The sequence below is a fragment of the Deinococcus sp. Marseille-Q6407 genome, from assembly GCF_946848805.1.
Classification (GTDB): Bacteria; Deinococcota; Deinococci; order Deinococcales; family Deinococcaceae; genus Deinococcus.
The window spans coordinates 157,260-174,049 of sequence record NZ_CAMPFU010000004.1; the positions used below are offsets into that span (position 1 = coordinate 157,260).

The window sequence follows — 16,790 nt, forward strand, 5'->3', positions numbered from 1 at the left end:
TTCAGCAGGAGTCAGAACAGGCCCTGGATCTCGCCGTTTTCGTCCAGGTCAATCTTGCAGGCAGCTGGGGCCCGGCCCAGCCCCGGCATTGTCCGCATGTCGCCGCAGATGGCATACACGTAGCCGGCCCCCGCAGCGGCCCGCACCTCGCGCACCGGCAGCCGCCAGCCGGTGGGCGCACCCCGCAGCCTAGGATCGCTGGAGATGCTGAGGTGGGTCTTGGCAATGACCACCGGGAAATGCCCGTATCCCAGCTCTTCGAACCGCTTGAGGTCCCGGCGTGCCTGCGGGCTGAGGTCGAGGCCGTCTGCCCCGTACACACCGCAGGCCACTTTTTCAAGCTTGGTCACCAGCGGGTCGGCGAGGTCATAGGTGGGCCGGAAGTCGCTGGGGTCTTCGCAGGCGGCCATCACGGCCTGCGCCAGTTCAGTGGCTCCGGCGCCGCCGTCCGCCACGTGGGTGGCGCGGGCTACCCGGGCACCTGCCGCCTGCGCCACCTCCTGGATCACGGCGTGTTCGCTGTCAAAATCACCCGGGAACACGTTGATGGCGACCACCGGCGACACCCCGAAACCTCGCACGATCTCAATGTGCTTGCGTAGATTGTCGGCGCCGGCGCGCACGTCGCCTGGGTTTTCTTCCAGCATTGCGGCCGGCAGCGGCTGGCCGGCCACCACCCGGTGGCGCCCCGAATGCGTTTTGAGCGCCCGCACCGTCACCACCAGCACGGCGGCGGCCGGGCGCAGGCCCGACACCCGGCATTTCACGTTGAAGAACCGCTCGGCGCCCATATCGGCCCCGAACCCCGCTTCGGTAATCAGGTAATCGGCGGCGCGGCTGCCCACCAGATCGGCCATCACGCTGGAATTGCCGGTGGCGATGTTCCCGAAAGGCCCGGCGTGAATCAGCGCGGGCGTGTGTTCCAGCGTCTGCATCAGGTTGGGCTGCAGGGCGTCTTTCAGGATGACGGCCATCGCGCCGGCTGCGCCCAGCTGCTCGGCCGTGACCGGCTGGCCGCTGCGGGTAAACCCGATCACGATCCGGCCCAGGCGCGCCCGCAGGTCCTGCAGCGAGGTGGCGAGGCTGAGAATCACCATCACTTCCGAGGCGGCCGTGATGTCAAACCCGGTCTGCCGCGGCACGCCGTCCTGCCGGCTGCCCAGCCCGGTCACCACGTTCCGCAGCGCGCGGTCGTTCATATCCAGCACCCGGCGCCAGGAGATGTTCTGCGGGTCGATCTCCAGCCGGTTGCCGTGGAACAGATGGGCATCGATCATGGCGGCCAGCAGGTTATGGGCGGCCGTCACTGCGTGAAAGTCGCCAGTCAGGTGCAGGTTCAGCGCCTCCATCGGCACGATCTGGCTGTAGCCCCCGCCGGCTGCCCCGCCCTTGACGCCGAAAGTGGGCCCCATGCTGGGCTGGCGCAGGGTCAAGGTGGCCTGTTTGCCGCTGGCGGCCAGCCCCTGCGCCAGGCCCACCGCCGTGGTGGTCTTGCCCTCGCCCAGCGGAGTTGGCGTCACGGCCGTAACCACGACCAGCCGCGCCGGCGGCCGCCCGGCGGGGGTGTCCAGCACCCGCAGGTCCACCTTGGCGACGTGGCGGCCGTAGGGAATCAGGTCCTCTTCGGGAATCCCGGCCCGGGCAGCCACCTGACCGAGCGGCCACAGTTCGGCCTGCCGGGCGATCTCCAGATCGGAGGGCAAAGTCTGCTGAGCTGTCATGGTGCTTTTCACTATGGCAAACCGGCGCCGGCCGCTGCCCGGTGCAGTCCGTTTCCGCTGGACACCGCCGCTGCTGAGACCCACGGTTTGGGGTATGGTGAGCGGCCAACGGACCGATAACTGGCGTGCGGGGCGGCATGACTGTAGTTCTGCCGCGCCTGAACGGTGCTCTGGCCCGAGTAGGCCAGCAGGGGGAGGAGAAAAAAGATGTGGAAAGTTCTGAATCGCTGGGGTCTGGTGCCCCAAATTATTGTCGGTCTGCTGATCGGCGCCGGGGTGGCCCTGCTGTGGCCGGCAGCCGGCGCGGCGCTGGGCCTGCTGGGCACCCTGTTCGTGGGTGCGCTTAAAGCGGTGGCCCCGGTGCTGGTGTTCGTGCTGGTGATTGCGGCCATCTCAGGCCACCAGCAGGGCCAGGACACCAATATGGGGTCGGTGCTGTGGCTGTACCTGCTGGGTACCTTTTCCGCCGCGCTGCTGGCCGTGGCCTTCAGCTTCGCCTTTCCCACCCAGCTGACCCTGGCCACTGCCGTGCAGGACGCTGCCCCGCCCGGAGACGTGGTGACGGTGCTGACCAATCTGCTGAGCAACGCCGTAATGAACCCGGTGCGGGCGCTGGTGGAAGCCAACTACATCGGCATTCTGTTCTGGGCGGTGCTGCTGGGGCTGGCACTGCGGCAGGCCGGCGCCGGCACCCGGCAAATGCTGCAGGAAGCCGGCGACGCCGTGTCGCAGGTGGTGCGCTGGGTAATCGCGTTTGCGCCGCTGGGCATCCTGGGCCTGGTGGCTTCGACGGTGGCCGAAACCGGCTTTGACGGCCTGCTGTCGTATGGCCGGCTGCTGGCGGTGCTGCTGGGCGCCATGCTGACCATGGCCCTGGTGATCAATCCCCTGATCGTGTGGTTCAAGCTGCGCCGCAACCCCTACCCCCTGGTGCTGACCTGCCTGCGCGAAAGCGGCATTACCGCCTTTTTCACCCGCTCCTCGGCGGCCAATATCCCCGTGAACCTGGCACTGGCCGAGAAACTGGGTGTGCGCGAGGAAACCTATTCCATGTCCATCCCGCTGGGGGCCACCATCAACATGGCGGGCGCGGCCATCACCATCACGGTGCTGACGCTGGCCGCAGCCCATACCGTGGGCACCGAGGTCAGCCCACTCTCGGCGCTGCTGCTGAGCCTGGTGGCGACCATCAGCGCGGCTGGGGCTTCGGGGGTGGCGGGCGGCTCGCTGCTGCTGATTCCGCTGGCCTGCTCGCTGTTCGGGATTTCCGAGGACGTTGCCCTGCAGGTGGTGGGCGTGGGCTTTATCATCGGCGTGATTCAGGATTCGGCCGAAACGGCCCTGAATTCCAGCACCGATGTGCTGTTCACCGCCACCGCCGATTTCGCGGCCCGCCGCGCGGGGGGGCAGGAAACCTAAACCGTTCGTCACCTTCCTGTGGCCCGCTGCGCGCGGGCCTTTTTTATGCTGCGGGAAGTGGACGAGACTTTTGACGACTTTCTGAGGGCCCTGACTGGCCTGCCGGCCGGCACCCCGGCGGTGGTGGCGACCCTGGTGGGCGCCGGCGAGAGCCGCAAGCCGCTGGGCCGCCGCGCCATTTTCCTGCCCGGCAGCGAGCCGCTGGGGTCGGTTACGCTGGGCGGCTGCGCGGAAGGCGCACTGCGCCGGGCTGCCGACGAGGTGCGGGCCAGCGGCCAGCCCCGGCTGCTGGACGTGAACCTGGGCAGCGAGGAAGCTTACGAGTTCGGCATGACCTGCGCCGGGCAGGTCACGGTGCAGCTGGTGCCCACGCCCCCGGATTCGCGGTTGTGGACGGCCGCAGCGGCAGCCCGCGCCCGCGGCGAGGTGCTGCGGCTGGTCACGCCGCTGGGCGCAGGAGGGACGCCTCTGTTGCTGACCCAGGCCGGTGAAGTGGTTACCGATGGCACCGCCGGCAGCGAGCCGGATCCGGCCCTGGCCGCGCAGGCGGCGGCGTTGCCGCTGGACGCGGAAGTGCTGGAGCGCAGCGGCAGCGCCTTTCTGGAAACCCGGCTGCCCCCGGCCGAACTGGTCATCGTGGGCGCCGGCCCGATTGCGGCGCCGCTGTCGCGAATGGCCCGCACCGCCGGGCTGCGTGTCACCGTCTGCGATGACCGGCCCGGCCGCCTGAACCCGCAGCGCCTGCCCGACGCCCACGCGTTGCTGCTCAGCCGCCCCGACCAGGACCTGCAGCTGCCGCCGCTGTCGGCCCGCAGCAGCCTGGTCATCATCTCGCACGACTACGGCCACGAGGTGCCGGTGCTGCGGCAGGTGCTGGGCAGCGACGTGCCTTATGTGGCGATGGTCGCGAGCCGCCGCCGTGGCCGGGCGGTGCTGGAGTTCCTGGCCGAAACCGGCGTGGAGCGGCAGCTGCTGGAGCGTGTCCGTTCGCTGGCAGGGCTGGACCTCAACATCGAAACCCCGGCCGGCATTGCCCTGAGCATTCTGGCCGAGCTGACCGCCGTGATGTACGGCGGTAGCGGACAGTCCTTATCTCAAAAACGCGCCGAGTAACGGCTCTCGGCCCGCCGCCAGGGATCAGCGCCAGGGTTCGATGATGACCTTGCCGGTGGTGCGCCGGCCCAGCAGGTCCTCGAACGCCTGGGCGGTTTCGCTCAGCGGGTAGCTGGGGCCCGGCTGCGGCACGATCTGGCCTTTTTCCAGCAGCGCCGCGAACTCGGCGGCTGCCTGGGCCTGTGCCTGGGGATCACGCAGCAGGCTGTTGAGCCACAGCCCGGTCATGGTGAGGTTGCGTTTCATCAGGTGGGTTGGGTTGAGACTGACTTCCTCGCGGCTGGCGTTGCCGATCAGGATGATGCGGCCCCGGCTGGCCGCCATCGCCACGCTCTCGTTGATGCGCCGGCCGCCCACGATTTCCAGAATCAGCGGCACACCTTTGCCGCCGGCCGCCTGACGCACTTTTTCCACCCGCTCGGGGTCGTCTTGCAGCAGGGTCACGTCGGCGCCCAGCCCGCGGGCCAGTTCCAGTTTCTCTTCGGTGCTGGCCATGGCAATCACCCGCATATCCAGCGCCTTCGCCATCTGGATACTGGCCTGCCCCAGTGCGCCGGCGGCCGCCTGCACCAGCACCCACTGGCCCGCTTCGCCGTAGCCTAGGGTACGCAGCGCGTGAAAAGCGGTCATGTACGACACCGCAAAGGCGGCCGCCTGCGCCGGGGTGTAGGTCTGCGGCACCGGCACCAGGGCGCTGACCGGCACGCTGGCGTAGCCGGCCAGCCCTCCGTGCCCAGCCAGGCAGGCCACCAGTTGGCCTTCCTGCACGCCGCTTACACCTTCACCCAGCGAGACGACCCGCCCGGCAAATTCCATGCCCGGCACGTAAGGATAGTGGGTGCGGGTCAGGTACTCGTTCATGGCGGCCAGGGCGTCGGCGTAGTTGATACCCACCGCTTCCACCTTCAGCAGCACCTCGCCGGCGGCCGGCTGCGGTACGGGCACTTCCTGGAATTCCAGGGCTTCGGCAGGGCGCCCTTCGTGGACGGCAACGACAGTGCGCATGGTTTCTGTTTCAGACATTCGCCCAGACTAGCGCGGAACAATTTTCCTTGCCTGAGACAGCGCTTCGGGCGTGTCTACGTCCAGCAGCTCGGCGGCGGGTCGCTGCAGCTCGGCTGTCTGTGCCCGGTACTGCCGCAGCAGCTGACGCGGGCCGTGGTCGGTGGGGTCCAGCGCCAGCAACTCGGGGAACAGTGCCCGGCGCAGCAGCAGCGGCGGCGCGGCCACCTCGCCGTACACGCACTGCACGGCGGCCACCTGTTCGGGCGTTGCATTGGCAGCCACCTCGCGCAGCTGCCGGTGGGTGTCCAGGCTCACCAGCGGCATGTCGGCCAGGGCGAAGACGGCCCCGCCTATCTCGGCCGGCAGCGCCTGTACTGCTGCCTGAAACGAGGAGAGCAGCCCCCGCCCCGGCTGCGGGTTGATGACGCACTCGAACCCCAGCCCGTCCAGCGCCGCCGCAACCTCGGCGCCCAGCTCGCCAGGCGGCACCACCGCCAGCCGCAGCGCGTCGTCAGCGCCAGCCAGGGCCGCGCCGGCGTGGCGGCACAGCGGCTGCCCGGTCAGCGGCACCAGTACTTTGGGCACCAGCACTTTGGGCGGCAGGGCTTTGGGGGCCCCGGCGGGCTCGCCAGAAAAAAGGGAGCCGGACGCCTGACGCATCCGCTCCCCTTTGCCGGCGGCCAGCAGAATACCGGCCAGCCGCATCTAGCGGCCCTGCTCGGCCCAGCCGGCCAGCACCTTGTCCACCGTCAGCGGGTACTCGCGGATGCGGACCCCGCTGGCGTTGTACACCGCGTTGGCGACCGCCGCGCCCACGCCGCAGATGCCCAGCTCGCCTAAGCCCTTGCCCTTGATAGGCGAGGCCTTATCATCCAGCTCTTCCGGGAAAATAACGTCCAGGTCGGGAATATCGGCGTGGACCGGCACGTGGTATTCGGCCAGGTCGTGGTTGACGAACAGGCCCAGGTTCTCGTCCACCTGCAGTTCCTCCATCAGTGCGGCGCCCACGCCCATGGTCATACCGCCCAGGCACTGGCTGCGCGCCGTCACCGGGTTGAAGATCCGGCCGGCCGCCGCCACGCTGGTCAGGCGCCGCACCCGGATTTCGCCGGTCACGCTGTGAACCGCCACCTCGCAGAAGTGCGCCCCGAAGCTGGCTTGGGCGTATTTTTCGCTCAGGTCGCCAAAAGTAGCGTTGACGGTGGCCTCAATCGGCTCGGGGGCCTTGGCGGCCACCACACCCAGCAGAGTGCATTTGTCGCCTTCCCAGACCTCGCCGTCCTTGAACACGGCCTGCTTGGGGTCATACCCGGCTGCCTTGGCGATCTTGTTGCGCAGCTCGTCGGCTGCGTAGTACACGCCGGTGGCCGAGCTGTTGGCGCCCCAGGAACCGCCCGAGCCGCTCGACTTGGGAAAGTCGGAATCGCCCAGTTTGACGGTCACGTCGTCCAGCTCCACGCCCAACATCTCGGCGGCGGTCTGGCCCAAAATGGTGTAGGAGCCGGTGCCGATATCGGTCATCTGGGTTTCGACGGTGATCTTGCCGCCCCTATCCAGCCGGGCCGTGGCGCCGCTGGGCTTTTGCTGGTTGCCGCGAAAAGCGCTGGCCACCCCCAGCCCGATCAGCCATTCGCCGTCACGGACCTGCCCCGGCTGCGCCACTCGCTGGTCCCAACCGAACGCTTCGGCGCCTCGCCGCAGGCTGTCCACCAGTTTGCGGCTGGAAAAGGGCCGCTGGGGGCCTTTTTCCGGGTCGTAGCCGATGTCGTTGATTACGCGCAGCTCGATGGGGTCCATCTCCAACTTCTCGGCCAGCTCGTCCATGGCGCATTCCAGCGCCAGCATGCCCACCGCTTCGCCGGGCGCGCGCATAGAGCCACCCGGCGGCAGGTGCAGTTCGCTGAGGCGCTGGCGCACCAGCCGGTTCTCGCCGGCGTAGAGCAGCTCGCTCTGGTGACTGGCGGTCTCGGCGCTGCCCCCCGGCAGATTTCCGGAGTAGGAATCATGGCGCAGAGCGTGAATGCGGCCTTCCTGATCGGCCCCGAAGCGCAAGGCGCTGAATGGTGGCGGGGCGATGGCTGGTGTGGTTGAAAATCTGCGGGCGGGTCAGGGCGCACTTGACCGGGCGGCCCAGCATCCGGGCGGCCACCGCGCTCAGCACGGCGTCTCCATAGAACATCAGCTTGGAGCCGAAACCCCCGCCGATATAGGCCGAGATGATCCGGACATTTTTCTGCGGCATGTCCAGGGTCTTGGCCACGCCGCGCTGCACCCAGTGCACCACCTGATGCGAGGTGTACAGCGTCAGCTGCTCGCCGGCTTCGTCCCACTCGGCCAGCGAGGCGTGCGGCTCCATCATGACCTGTGACTGGTACGGCGTGGTGTAAGTCACGTCCAGCTGCACGGCGGCCCGCTCGAAAGCGCCGGCAAAGTCGCCCACCTTCTGGTCCTTGCTCTCGTCGTCGTCGCCGGCCGGCTCGGCTTCGGCCATCACGTCGGCCAGCACGAAATCGCCCTCGTCCGTCTGGTCCTCGTACTCGATGACCAGAGCCTGCGCGGCGGCGCGGGCCTGCTCGAAGGTTTCGGCCACCACGAACGCCACCGCCTGGTGGTAGTAATCCACCTCGTCGTCGGACATCTGGGGAGTGCTGTCGTTTTCCTGCGGCACCGGGGATTCGCTCTCGCCCTGCGCCGGCATGTTCTCGTGGGTCAGAATCAGCAGCACGCCGGGCATCTTCTCCGCGGCGCTCTGATCCACCGACTTGACCTTGCCGCGGGCCACGCCGGCCCCGACCAGATAGCCGTAGGCCGCGTTTTGCGGCTCGCCTTGCTGGTGGCCGTATTCGTAGGCGTAGGTGGCCTGCCCAGTCACTTTGAGCGGGCCTTCCTTGCGGGGGTGGGGCCGGGTCAGGACTTTTTCCTGGTCCAGCGGGTTGATTCCGGCGGGGGTGTCGAACTTGCTGCCGCTCATGCTGCTCCTCCGTTGTGCTCTGCCGCGTTCATCACGGCCTGGACAGCCCGGCGGGCCAGGTCCAGCTTGAACGCGTTCTGTTCGGTGGGCCGGGCGCCTTCAAAGGCCGCATCGGTCACCGCCTGGGCGCCCTGCGCCCACTGGGCTTCGGCTTCCGGCACCCGGCAGGGCTTGGGCGCCACGCCGCCGAACGCCACCCGCGCCTGTCCGTCCTCCGTTACCACGGCTGCCACCGACACCAGCGCAAAAGCGTAGGACTGACGGTCGCGGACCTTGTGGTAAAAGTGCTGCCCGCCCAGCGGCACCGGCAGCGTGACCGACAGGATCATTTCGCCCGGTTCCAGCACGTTTTCGATGTGCGGGGTGTTGCCGGGCAGCCGGTAAAAGTCGTGGATGGAGATGTCGCGCTCCGTGCCGTCCGCCTGCTGGGTCTGAATGGTGGCGTCCAGCACGCTGAGAGCCACCGCCATATCGCCGGGATAGTTGGCGATGCAGTCGTCCGAGGTGCCGATCACGGCCAGCGAGCGGCTGACGCCGTGCAGGGCGCCGCAGCCGGTGCCGGGTTCACGCTTGTTGCAGGGCAGGTCGGTGTCGTAAAAGTAGGGGCAGCGGGTGCGCTGCAGCAAGTTCCCGGCGGTGGTGGCGCGGTTACGAATCTGCACCGAGGCTCCGGCCAGGATGGCCCGGCTCAGCACCGCGTAGTCCTGCCGCACGCGGGGATGCGCCGCCAGGTCGGTGTTGCGCACGCCGGCGCCGATTTTCAGGCCGCCGCCTTCGGTGTCCGAGATGTCTTCCAGGCCGGCGCGGTTCAGGTCCACCAACTGCGCCGGGGTTTCGATGCCCAGCTTCATCAGGTCCAGCAGGTTGGTGCCGCCGGCCAGGTATTTGCCGCTGTCTTCCAGCAGGCCGGGTGCCTGCGCGGCGTCTTCGGCCCGTACATATTCAAACGCCCTCATTCGCCGGCTCCTTCATGTTCGTGCACGCTGCGCACCGCTGCAACGATGTTGGGGTAGGCGGCGCAGCGGCAGATGTTCCCGCTCAGGCGCTCGCGCACCTCGTCGTCGCTGAACTCCACTTTGTTCAGGTCCGCGGTGACGTGGCTGGGCTCTCCGCGCTCAATCTCGTCCAGCACCGCCACGGCCGACATGATCTGGCCGGGGGTGCAGTAGCCGCACTGAAAGCCGTCGCACTCCACAAAGGCGGCTTGCATGGGATGCAGGTCGTCCGGAGTCCCCAGCCCTTCAATGGTGGTCACCTCGTCGCCGTCATGCATCACGGCCAGCGACAGGCAGGCGTTGAGGCGCTCACCATTCACCAGCACGGTGCAGGAGCCTCACTGCCCATGGTCACAGCCTTTTTTTGGTGCCGGTCAGGCTCAGGTGCTCACGCAGGGCGTCCAGCAGGGAAACGCGGGGGTCGAGGTGCAGCTGTTGATCTCGTCCGTTGACCTTCAGGTTCACTGCCACGCTGGGCGGACTCTGAAGCTCGGCGGACCCTTCGGAAGTCGTCTGGGTCATCAGGTCAGCCTAGCAGCCGCGCCGCCGCTCTGAGCGCAGAAATCCTTTGTGCTGGATTAAGTTTCTCTGGCCTTTCCCACCGGCCTGACCTGCGGGTCTGCTGCGCTGCCGGGCGGCGTATAGTGGGGCCGGTTTTTCCCTGTTTGCTCCCTGCTTTCTCCTTTCTTCCTGTTTGCTCCCGTTTCACCTTGCTCTCTGTCCTGAGTGCGCCGCCGGGGCGCTCAGGCTGCTCCTGAAAGGTAACCTGCCTCCCGTGATCCAATCCGACGATCCCAGCCTGAGCAACAACATCGGCCCCAAGGAACCGACCGCCGAACTGGTGTTCCCGCCCGGCCCGCTGCATCCTGCCAGCGGCCAGTGGGTAGAAGTTCAGATCGACGGCGTGCCTTACCCCGCGCAGCTGGGTGAACCCCTGCTGGACGTGATCAACCGCTCCGGCACCGAGCTAGCGCAGGTCTGCTACCACCCGCAGCTGGGCCCGATCCAGTCGTGCGACACCTGCACGGTGGAAATAGACGGCCAACTGACCCGCGCCTGCGGCACCCCGGTGCAGGCCGGGCAGGTGGTGCGCACCCAGACCGAAGCCGCCAGGGCCGTGCAGCGTGACGCCTACGACCGCCTGCTGGCCAATCACGTGCTGTACTGCACCGTCTGCGACAACAACAACGGCAACTGCACGGTTCACAACACCCTGAGTACCCTGCGGCTGGAACACCAGCAGCGCTCCTATCATCCCAAGGGCTACGAAAAGGACTTTTCCAACCCCTTTTACCGCTACGATCCCGACCAGTGCATCTTGTGTGGCCGCTGCGTGGAAGCCTGCCAGAATGTGCAGGTCAACGAAACTCTCAGCATCGGCTGGGAGATGGATCAGCCGCGCGTGCTGTGGGACGGCGGCAAGCCGATTGGCGAGTCGAGCTGCGTCAGCTGCGGCCACTGCGTCACGGTCTGCCCCTGCAACGCCCTGATGGAAAAGAGCATGCTGGGCGAGGCCGGCCTGATGACCGACCTGCCGCTGCCGGTGTTCAACTCGGCGGTAGAAGCGGTTAAAGCGGTGGAACCCAGCACCGGCCTGGAAGCGATTCTGGGCATTTCCGAGGTCGAGTCGCAGGGCCGCGAAGGGTACATCGAGCGCACCAAGACGGTCTGCACCTACTGTGGAGTGGGCTGTTCCTTCGACGTGTGGACCAAAGGCCGCAAGATTCTGAAAGTGGAGCCGCAGCAGGGCGCGGCCAACGGTATCTCCACCTGCGTGAAGGGCAAATTCGGCTGGGACTACGTGAACAGCGAAGAGCGTCTGACCTCCCCGCTGATCCGCGAGGGGGACCGCTTCCGCGAGGCCAGCTGGGATGAGGCGCTGGACTACGTGGCCCGCCGCCTGACCGAAATCAAGGGTCAATACGGTCCCGACGCGCTGTCGTTCGTCGCGTCCAGCAAGTGCACCAACGAAGAAGCGTTCCTGGTGCAGAAGTTCGCCCGGCAGGTGATCGGCACCAACAACGTGGACAACTGCTCACGCTACTGCCAGAGCCCCGCAACGGTGGGTCTGGTCCGCACGGTGGGTTACGGCGGCGACTCGGGCACCATCAAAGATCTGGAGCAGGCTGACTTGGTCGTCGGCATCGGCACCAACACTGCCGAGAGCCACCCGGTGCTGGCCACCCGGCTCAAGCGGGCGCAGAAACTGGGCCGCCAGAAGAGCATTGTGGTGGACCTGCGCGAACACGAGATGGCCCGCCGCGCCGACCTGTTCTTGCAGCCAAAGCCGGCCACCGATTTCATCTGGCTGAATGCGGTGAGCCGTTACATCCTGGATCACGGGCTGGAAGCAAAAGAGTTCCTGGCAGGGCGGGTGGACGGCCTGGACGAATACCGCGCCAGCCTGGCACCCTACACCCTGGAATACGCCGCTGAAGCCACCGGCTGGAGCGTGGAAACGCTGAAGAATCTGGCCGAGACTATTGCCTCACATGAGCGGGTGTGCATCACCTGGGCGATGGGCGTGACCCAGCAGTGCGGCGGGTCTGAAACCAGCACCGCCATTTCCAACCTGCTGCTGCTGACCGGCAACTACGGCCGCCCTGGCACCGGCGCTTACCCGCTGCGCGGCCACAACAACGTGCAGGGCACCTCCGATATGGGCGCCATGCCGGACCAGGTGAGCGGCTACCAGCGCGTGACCGACCCCGAAGTGGTGGCCCGCCACGAGGCCGAGTGGGGCATCCGGCTGCGGCCCGACCGTGGCCTGGACAACACCCAGATGATCGACGCCGCCGCCGAGGGCCGGCTCAAGGCCATGTGGCTGACCGGCGAGGAAATGAGCCTGACCGACGCCGACGTGAACCACCTGATTCGCGGGTACGAGTCGCTGGAACTGTTTATCGTGCAGGACCTGTACTTCACCAACACTGCCCGCTACGCCGACGTGATTTTGCCGGGTGCGCCCAGCCTGGAAAAAGAAGGCACCTTTACCTCCACCGAGCGGCGTATTCAGCGGCTGTATCAGGTGATGGAGCCGCTGCCCGGCTGCAAGCCCGACTGGCAGATTTATCAGGCGGTGGCGCAGCGGATGGGCGCCCAGGGCTGGAACTACACCCACCCCGGCGATGTGATGGACGAGGTGGCCCGGGTCAGCCCGATGTTTGCCGGCGTGCACTACAGCCGCCTGGAAGGCTACGACACCCTCTGCTGGCCAGTGGCGGAAGACGGCACCGACACCCCGCTGCTCTACACCGAAGCCTTCCATTTCGAGGGCGGCAAGGCCCGGCTGTGGCCGGCTGAGTATGTGGCCCCGGTCAACGTGCCGGACGCCGAATACGACCTGCAACTCAACTCGGGCCGGATGCTAGAGCACTTTCACGAGGGCAACATGACCTTCCGGGTGGCCGGCATCGCCGCCAAGACCCCAGACGCGTTCGTGGAAATCAGCCCCGAACTGGCCGCCGAGCGCGGCGTGGACACCGGCAGCTGGGTCCGGGTGGTGAGCAAGAACGGCGCCGTGCGCCTGCGCGCGCTGGTCACCGAGCGGGTGAGTGGCAACCAGATTTACATCCCCATGAACTCGCGCGAGCTGGAAGGCTCGGTCAACCTGTTGACCGGCCAGAACCGCGACAGCATCACCCATACGCCTGCTTACAAGGACACGGCGGTGCGGCTGGAAGTGCTGGGAGAGCGTGGTCCCTCGCCACTGCCGCGCCACAATTTCCGCTTCGGCCACCCCACCCCGCAGCGCGGCGTGGAAGTGGAGCGCAAGTGGGCCCGCGACGATTATTTCTTCCCCGACGGCAGTTACCGGGGCGGCATTGCCGAGGACAACACCGGGCAGGCCGCAGCCACCTCCGGCAGTGACGACTAAATTCCCTGGCCCGGTGTGGAAGTGGAGCGCGGGTCCTTCCCACTCCCCGCCCGGACCACCCAAAGGAGTCTGAAAGATGGCAAAAGCGATCGAATACACCCCGCAGCCCCCTACCCCGGCCGAGCGGCTGGGTACGGCGACCGCCCAGGCCGAGCCGGCCCTGACCGAAGCGCTGGAATTGCTTACTGAACTGCACCAGCGCGGCGGGCTGGACCTGGCCCTCAAACTGCTGCGCGGCGGCGAGAACCTCAGCGCGGCGGCCCTGGACAAGCTGACCGGTGAAACCGGTATCACCGTGCTGCGGAACCTGGTCGAAGTGGTCAAGCTGGCCGGCTCGCTGGACCCCCGCGAGCTGGAAGCGTTGCTCGGCGCGCTGGGCAGCGGCGTGGAACAGGCCGCCCGCAGCGTGGAAGTCGGCACCCGGTTGTCGCCGGCCAGTGCGCTGAAGCAACTGGCCGACTCGGATGTGCAGCTGGCCCTAGGCGCCACCTTCGGGCTGCTGAAAGGCATCGGCGCCTCGCTGCGGCAGGCGCGCGAACAGACGGAGCGTCCCGGCTGAACACCAGCCCACTCAACGGAGTCTGGCCGGTGCGCCGCTACGGCCCGGCTGGCCTGGACCCTATTCCCGCCGATGACCTCTTGGCCGCCGAGGAGCCGCTGGAACTGCGCCTGCTGACTGCCGGGCAGGCTGGAGAAGAGGAGCGCCCCCTGGTGGTGCTGATGCGCACGCCCGGCGCTGACCGCGAGCTGCTGCGAGGCTGGCTGCATGCTGAGGGCCTGAGTGGCCAGCTCCAGCCGCACCCGGAGAATCCCAATCTGTGGTACCTGCGGGGCGAGGTGCCGCCCGACTATGTGGCCCGCCAGACCTCCAGCGCCTGTGGCATCTGTGGCAGTGGCAGCGTGGAACGGCTGCTGCTGCGAACGGGAGCTCTGCCCGCCAGGCCACCGCTGGACCCGGCCCTGCTGGCGGCCCTACCGGAGCGCCTGCGGGCCGGGCAGAGCGGCTTTGCTGCCAGCGGTGGCCTGCACGGCGCCGCGCTGTTCAGCCCGGACGGCCGTCTCCTGTGCCTCTTCGAGGACATCGGCCGTCATAACGCCGCCGACAAGGTGGTGGGCTGGGCGCTGGACCGGCCTGAGCTGGACCGGCCCGGCAGCGTGCTGGTGATCAGCAGCCGCCTGGGCTACGAAATTGCCCAGAAAGCGGTGTTGGCCGGCATCGGAGCGGTGATCGGGGTGGGGGGCGCCACCACCCTGGCGGCCCAGACTGCCCAGGCGTTTGGGCTGCTGCTGGCCGGCTTTGCACGCGGCGGCCACCTGACGGTTTACACCGGCGCCGAGCGGCTGCTGGGCGAAGGGGCGCACGAGCACTAAACGGAAGTAGGAGCCGGGGGCAACTGCTGCCCTCGGCTCCTGTTCTGCTGCTGGTCCTCAGCGCACGGCGATGTTCTGGGTGGTGTCGCCCTGGGCGTCCACCGTGGTCTGGCCCTGGTACGACGCTTTGGAGGTGTCCACTTCGGCGCGCAGGTCGTAGCGGCCGCGTGGCAGGTTCAGCGTGTAGGGCAGCTTCAGTGTCTTCAGCGTTTCAGCGGTTTGCTTGAACGGTGCTCCCACCGCCCGGCCATTCTGATAGGCCTGCACGATCAGCGTGTAGCGGTTCGGCTGCGGCGCCGGTGTGCCGCTCAGGCGCTGCGCAGCGGCCAGCGCGCCTGGCAGGTTCAGCTGCGGCTGCGCTGTATCGGCCGACGGCTTGCCGCCTTCCAGCAGCGCCTGACGAACCTGGGCGGCCTTCAGGCCAGGATAAGCGGCCCGGATCAGCGAGGCGGCCCCGCTGGTCAGTGCGCTGGCCTCGGAGGTGCCGGCACTCAGCTTGTAGCCGCCGCTACGGTCCAGTTCCAGCCGGTCCAGTTCCAGCATCGTGCTGGTGCCCCGGCCACAGCCCGATTCGCCGCCGGGTGCCAGCAGGTCCAGCTTCTGGCCATCTTTCGGCCGGGCGCTGAAGCACGACATCTGCCCAGCCGGGTTAACAGCCCCGACCGCGATCACTTCTGGCTGGTTGGCGGGGAAATACAGGCCGTCGCCCGGAGTGTTGCCTGCCGCCGAGATCATGACGATATCGGCCTGCGCAGCGCGCTCGATCTGCTGGCGGACCGCCGGATCGCTCTTCAGCCCGGGAATGCCCAGACTCATGTTGACGACCCGGGCACCCTGCTTCACGGCGTAGCCGAGGCCAGCCGCCAGGCTGGAGGTGGTGGCAAAGGCAGCATTGCCGCCCTGCTGGTCGCCCAGCACCTTGACCGCCAGCAGGGGACCGCTCCAGGTCATGCCGCTCAGGCCCCGCCCGTTGTTGGTGGCGGCCCCGATCAGGCCGGCCATCGCGGTGCCGTGCCCACGCGGCTCGGTGAGGATGTCGCTGTAATCGCTGTCGGTACCGGAGCAGCCGCCCCCAATAACCGTCGAGCAGAAGTCGTAGCCGCCCCTCAACCGGCTGCTCAGGTCGGGGTGACTGCGGTCGGCGCCGGTGTCCAGCACAGCAGTCAGCACGCCGGCCGGCGACTTGCCCTGGCCCTGCAGTTGCCGCCAGGCGGAAGCGGCCCCGATCTGGGTCAGGTAGTCCTGATGCTGGATGCCGCCCACGTCGATCCCAGCGTTTCCGGGAAAGCCGGGGTCATTGGGCGTGGTGGCCTGCACCTGGTAGAGGTATTCGGGCTGCGAGGCGATGCCGCTCTCAGCCAGCTGCTGCGCCAGCTCCTGCGGCTGCGGGGTCCACACCCGTACCAGGCCCAGTTCGCTCAGGCTTTCAGTGCGCAGTCCGGCCAGCTGGGGTGAGAGCGACTGCGCCGAGAGGCCACCGGAGGTCACCAGCAACTGGTCAGGCACGTGTGGGGCGTCCCAGTCGGCCGTTTCTGCTGTTTCCGCGGCCATAACCGAGAGCGCGCCGGCCGGCAGCTGCACTTCGCCGCTGACGCGAACATTGCCCGGTTGAGAAGGCCCAGGAGTACCGCTGCCGGGATTCGGGGCGCTACCACCGCCACCGCAGGCGGTCAGGCCCAGGGTCAGCAGGGCACCGAGGAGCCAGGGGGCAGTTCCAGAACGCTGCCGTGGGGCCATAGGAGTCAAAGGAGTCATATCTCCACTCTGGCCTTCTACCCGCCCGCCTGGATGAAGTTATCTGATCTTAACTTTATCTGCTGCGTGCTGGACAGGGTTTTTTGTTCTTACGAACTTTTTGCGCGCCAACAAAATTAAGGTTTCTATAAGGAAGTGGTGCCTGTGTGACACTGTTACTGACTGGACATTTCAGATTGCCACGTGCAAACTGCGCCTATGACGAAAAAAGCGAGCAAAGCCAAAGCCGCAGCTCCTGCGGAAAAGATGAACAAGTCCCAGCTGGTGGAAAAGGTCGCCGAGCAGACCGGCCTGACCAAGAAGCAGGCTGACGAAGCCGTGAGCACCATGCTGGACACCGTGGTTGAAGCGCTGCGCGGCGGCCAGGCTGTGGGCCTGCCCGGCCTGGGCACCCTGAGCGTCAAGGAAACTGCCGCCCGCACCGGCGTGAAGCCCGGCACCACCGAAAAGATCCAGATTCCTGCCGGCAAGAAGGTGGCTTTCAAGGTGGCCACCACCCTCAAGGGCAACCTCTAAGCTTTTTCCTTTCCAAGCAAAAAAGCCCTGGCCTGCGCCGGGGCTTT

The 16,790-nt window shown here is 67.4% G+C and carries 15 protein-coding genes; 6 read left to right on the top strand and 9 right to left on the bottom strand.

The genetic code is table 11. The features are described 5' to 3' along the window. Window positions 1–11 precede the first annotated feature (11 nt). Window positions 12–1,721 carry a formate--tetrahydrofolate ligase gene (locus OCI36_RS10515; protein WP_261665042.1) on the bottom strand — a complete coding sequence of 570 codons (1,710 nt, stop codon included), beginning with the start codon at window positions 1,719–1,721 and terminating at the stop codon, window positions 12–14. A 207-nt stretch (window positions 1,722–1,928) separates the two neighbouring features. Between OCI36_RS10515 and sstT the strand changes: the two genes are divergently transcribed. Continuing rightward, on the top strand, window positions 1,929–3,140 hold the full coding sequence (sstT, locus tag OCI36_RS10520) for a serine/threonine transporter SstT (RefSeq protein ID WP_261665043.1): 1,212 nt from the start codon (window positions 1,929–1,931) through the stop codon (window positions 3,138–3,140). Between the two features lie 57 nt (window positions 3,141–3,197). Further along, complete coding sequence (locus tag OCI36_RS10525; protein ID WP_261665044.1) at window positions 3,198–4,253, top strand: XdhC family protein; 1,056 nt, start codon at window positions 3,198–3,200, stop codon at window positions 4,251–4,253. A gap of 24 nt (window positions 4,254–4,277) precedes the next feature. Here OCI36_RS10525 and OCI36_RS10530 read toward each other — a convergent pair whose 3' ends face one another. The 7 genes from OCI36_RS10530 to OCI36_RS13375 are packed head-to-tail and all read right to left on the bottom strand — an operon-like array spanning window position 4,278 to window position 9,746. Next, window positions 4,278–5,276, bottom strand: coding sequence for an NADPH:quinone oxidoreductase family protein (locus tag OCI36_RS10530; RefSeq protein ID WP_261665045.1), 999 nt, complete (start codon window positions 5,274–5,276; stop codon window positions 4,278–4,280). A 9-nt stretch (window positions 5,277–5,285) separates the two neighbouring features. Continuing rightward, window positions 5,286–5,963, bottom strand: coding sequence for an NTP transferase domain-containing protein (locus tag OCI36_RS10535; protein ID WP_261665046.1), 678 nt, complete (start codon window positions 5,961–5,963; stop codon window positions 5,286–5,288). After that, window positions 5,964–7,310 (bottom strand): xanthine dehydrogenase family protein molybdopterin-binding subunit, encoded by a 1,347-nt coding sequence (locus OCI36_RS13365; RefSeq protein ID WP_315941279.1) that lies wholly within the window; start codon window positions 7,308–7,310, stop codon window positions 5,964–5,966. It lies immediately after the preceding gene. Next, window positions 7,261–8,229, bottom strand: coding sequence for a molybdopterin cofactor-binding domain-containing protein (locus tag OCI36_RS13370; RefSeq protein WP_315941280.1), 969 nt, complete (start codon window positions 8,227–8,229; stop codon window positions 7,261–7,263). Before OCI36_RS13370 ends, OCI36_RS13365 begins: the two co-directional genes overlap by 50 nt. Further along, window positions 8,226–9,185, bottom strand: coding sequence for an FAD binding domain-containing protein (locus OCI36_RS10545; protein WP_261665047.1), 960 nt, complete (start codon window positions 9,183–9,185; stop codon window positions 8,226–8,228). Before OCI36_RS10545 ends, OCI36_RS13370 begins: the two co-directional genes overlap by 4 nt. Continuing rightward, the gene (locus OCI36_RS10550) at window positions 9,182–9,550 is read right to left on the bottom strand and encodes a 2Fe-2S iron-sulfur cluster-binding protein (RefSeq protein ID WP_315941281.1); all 369 of its coding nucleotides are present in this window, start codon (window positions 9,548–9,550) and stop codon (window positions 9,182–9,184) included. The genes OCI36_RS10545 and OCI36_RS10550 overlap by 4 nt, the downstream gene beginning before the upstream one ends. Window positions 9,551–9,575: 25 nt before the next feature. Continuing rightward, window positions 9,576–9,746, bottom strand: a complete 171-nt coding sequence (locus OCI36_RS13375; protein WP_315941282.1) for a hypothetical protein — start codon at window positions 9,744–9,746, stop codon at window positions 9,576–9,578. Window positions 9,747–9,999: 253 nt separating this feature from the next. Here OCI36_RS13375 and fdhF point away from each other — a divergent pair, with 253 nt between their 5' ends. From fdhF to OCI36_RS10565, 3 genes are all read left to right on the top strand, one after another. Continuing rightward, complete coding sequence (fdhF, locus tag OCI36_RS10555) at window positions 10,000–13,101, top strand: formate dehydrogenase subunit alpha (RefSeq protein WP_409996738.1); 3,102 nt, start codon at window positions 10,000–10,002, stop codon at window positions 13,099–13,101. Between the two features lie 76 nt (window positions 13,102–13,177). Next, window positions 13,178–13,660 carry a DUF1641 domain-containing protein gene (locus OCI36_RS10560; RefSeq protein WP_261665048.1) on the top strand — a complete coding sequence of 161 codons (483 nt, stop codon included), beginning with the start codon at window positions 13,178–13,180 and terminating at the stop codon, window positions 13,658–13,660. Window positions 13,661–13,689: 29 nt separating this feature from the next. Then, a complete protein-coding gene (locus OCI36_RS10565; RefSeq protein ID WP_261665049.1) occupies window positions 13,690–14,472 on the top strand; it encodes a formate dehydrogenase accessory sulfurtransferase FdhD in 783 nt (260 codons plus the stop codon). A 57-nt stretch (window positions 14,473–14,529) separates the two neighbouring features. Here OCI36_RS10565 and OCI36_RS10570 read toward each other — a convergent pair whose 3' ends face one another. Continuing rightward, window positions 14,530–16,227 carry a S8 family peptidase gene (locus OCI36_RS10570; RefSeq protein WP_261665050.1) on the bottom strand — a complete coding sequence of 566 codons (1,698 nt, stop codon included), beginning with the start codon at window positions 16,225–16,227 and terminating at the stop codon, window positions 14,530–14,532. A 198-nt stretch (window positions 16,228–16,425) separates the two neighbouring features. On the opposite strand from OCI36_RS10570, the gene OCI36_RS10575 reads away from it, so the two are divergent. Further along, on the top strand, window positions 16,426–16,743 hold the full coding sequence (locus tag OCI36_RS10575; RefSeq protein ID WP_261665051.1) for an HU family DNA-binding protein: 318 nt from the start codon (window positions 16,426–16,428) through the stop codon (window positions 16,741–16,743). The last annotated feature ends 47 nt before the right edge of the window (window positions 16,744–16,790 follow it).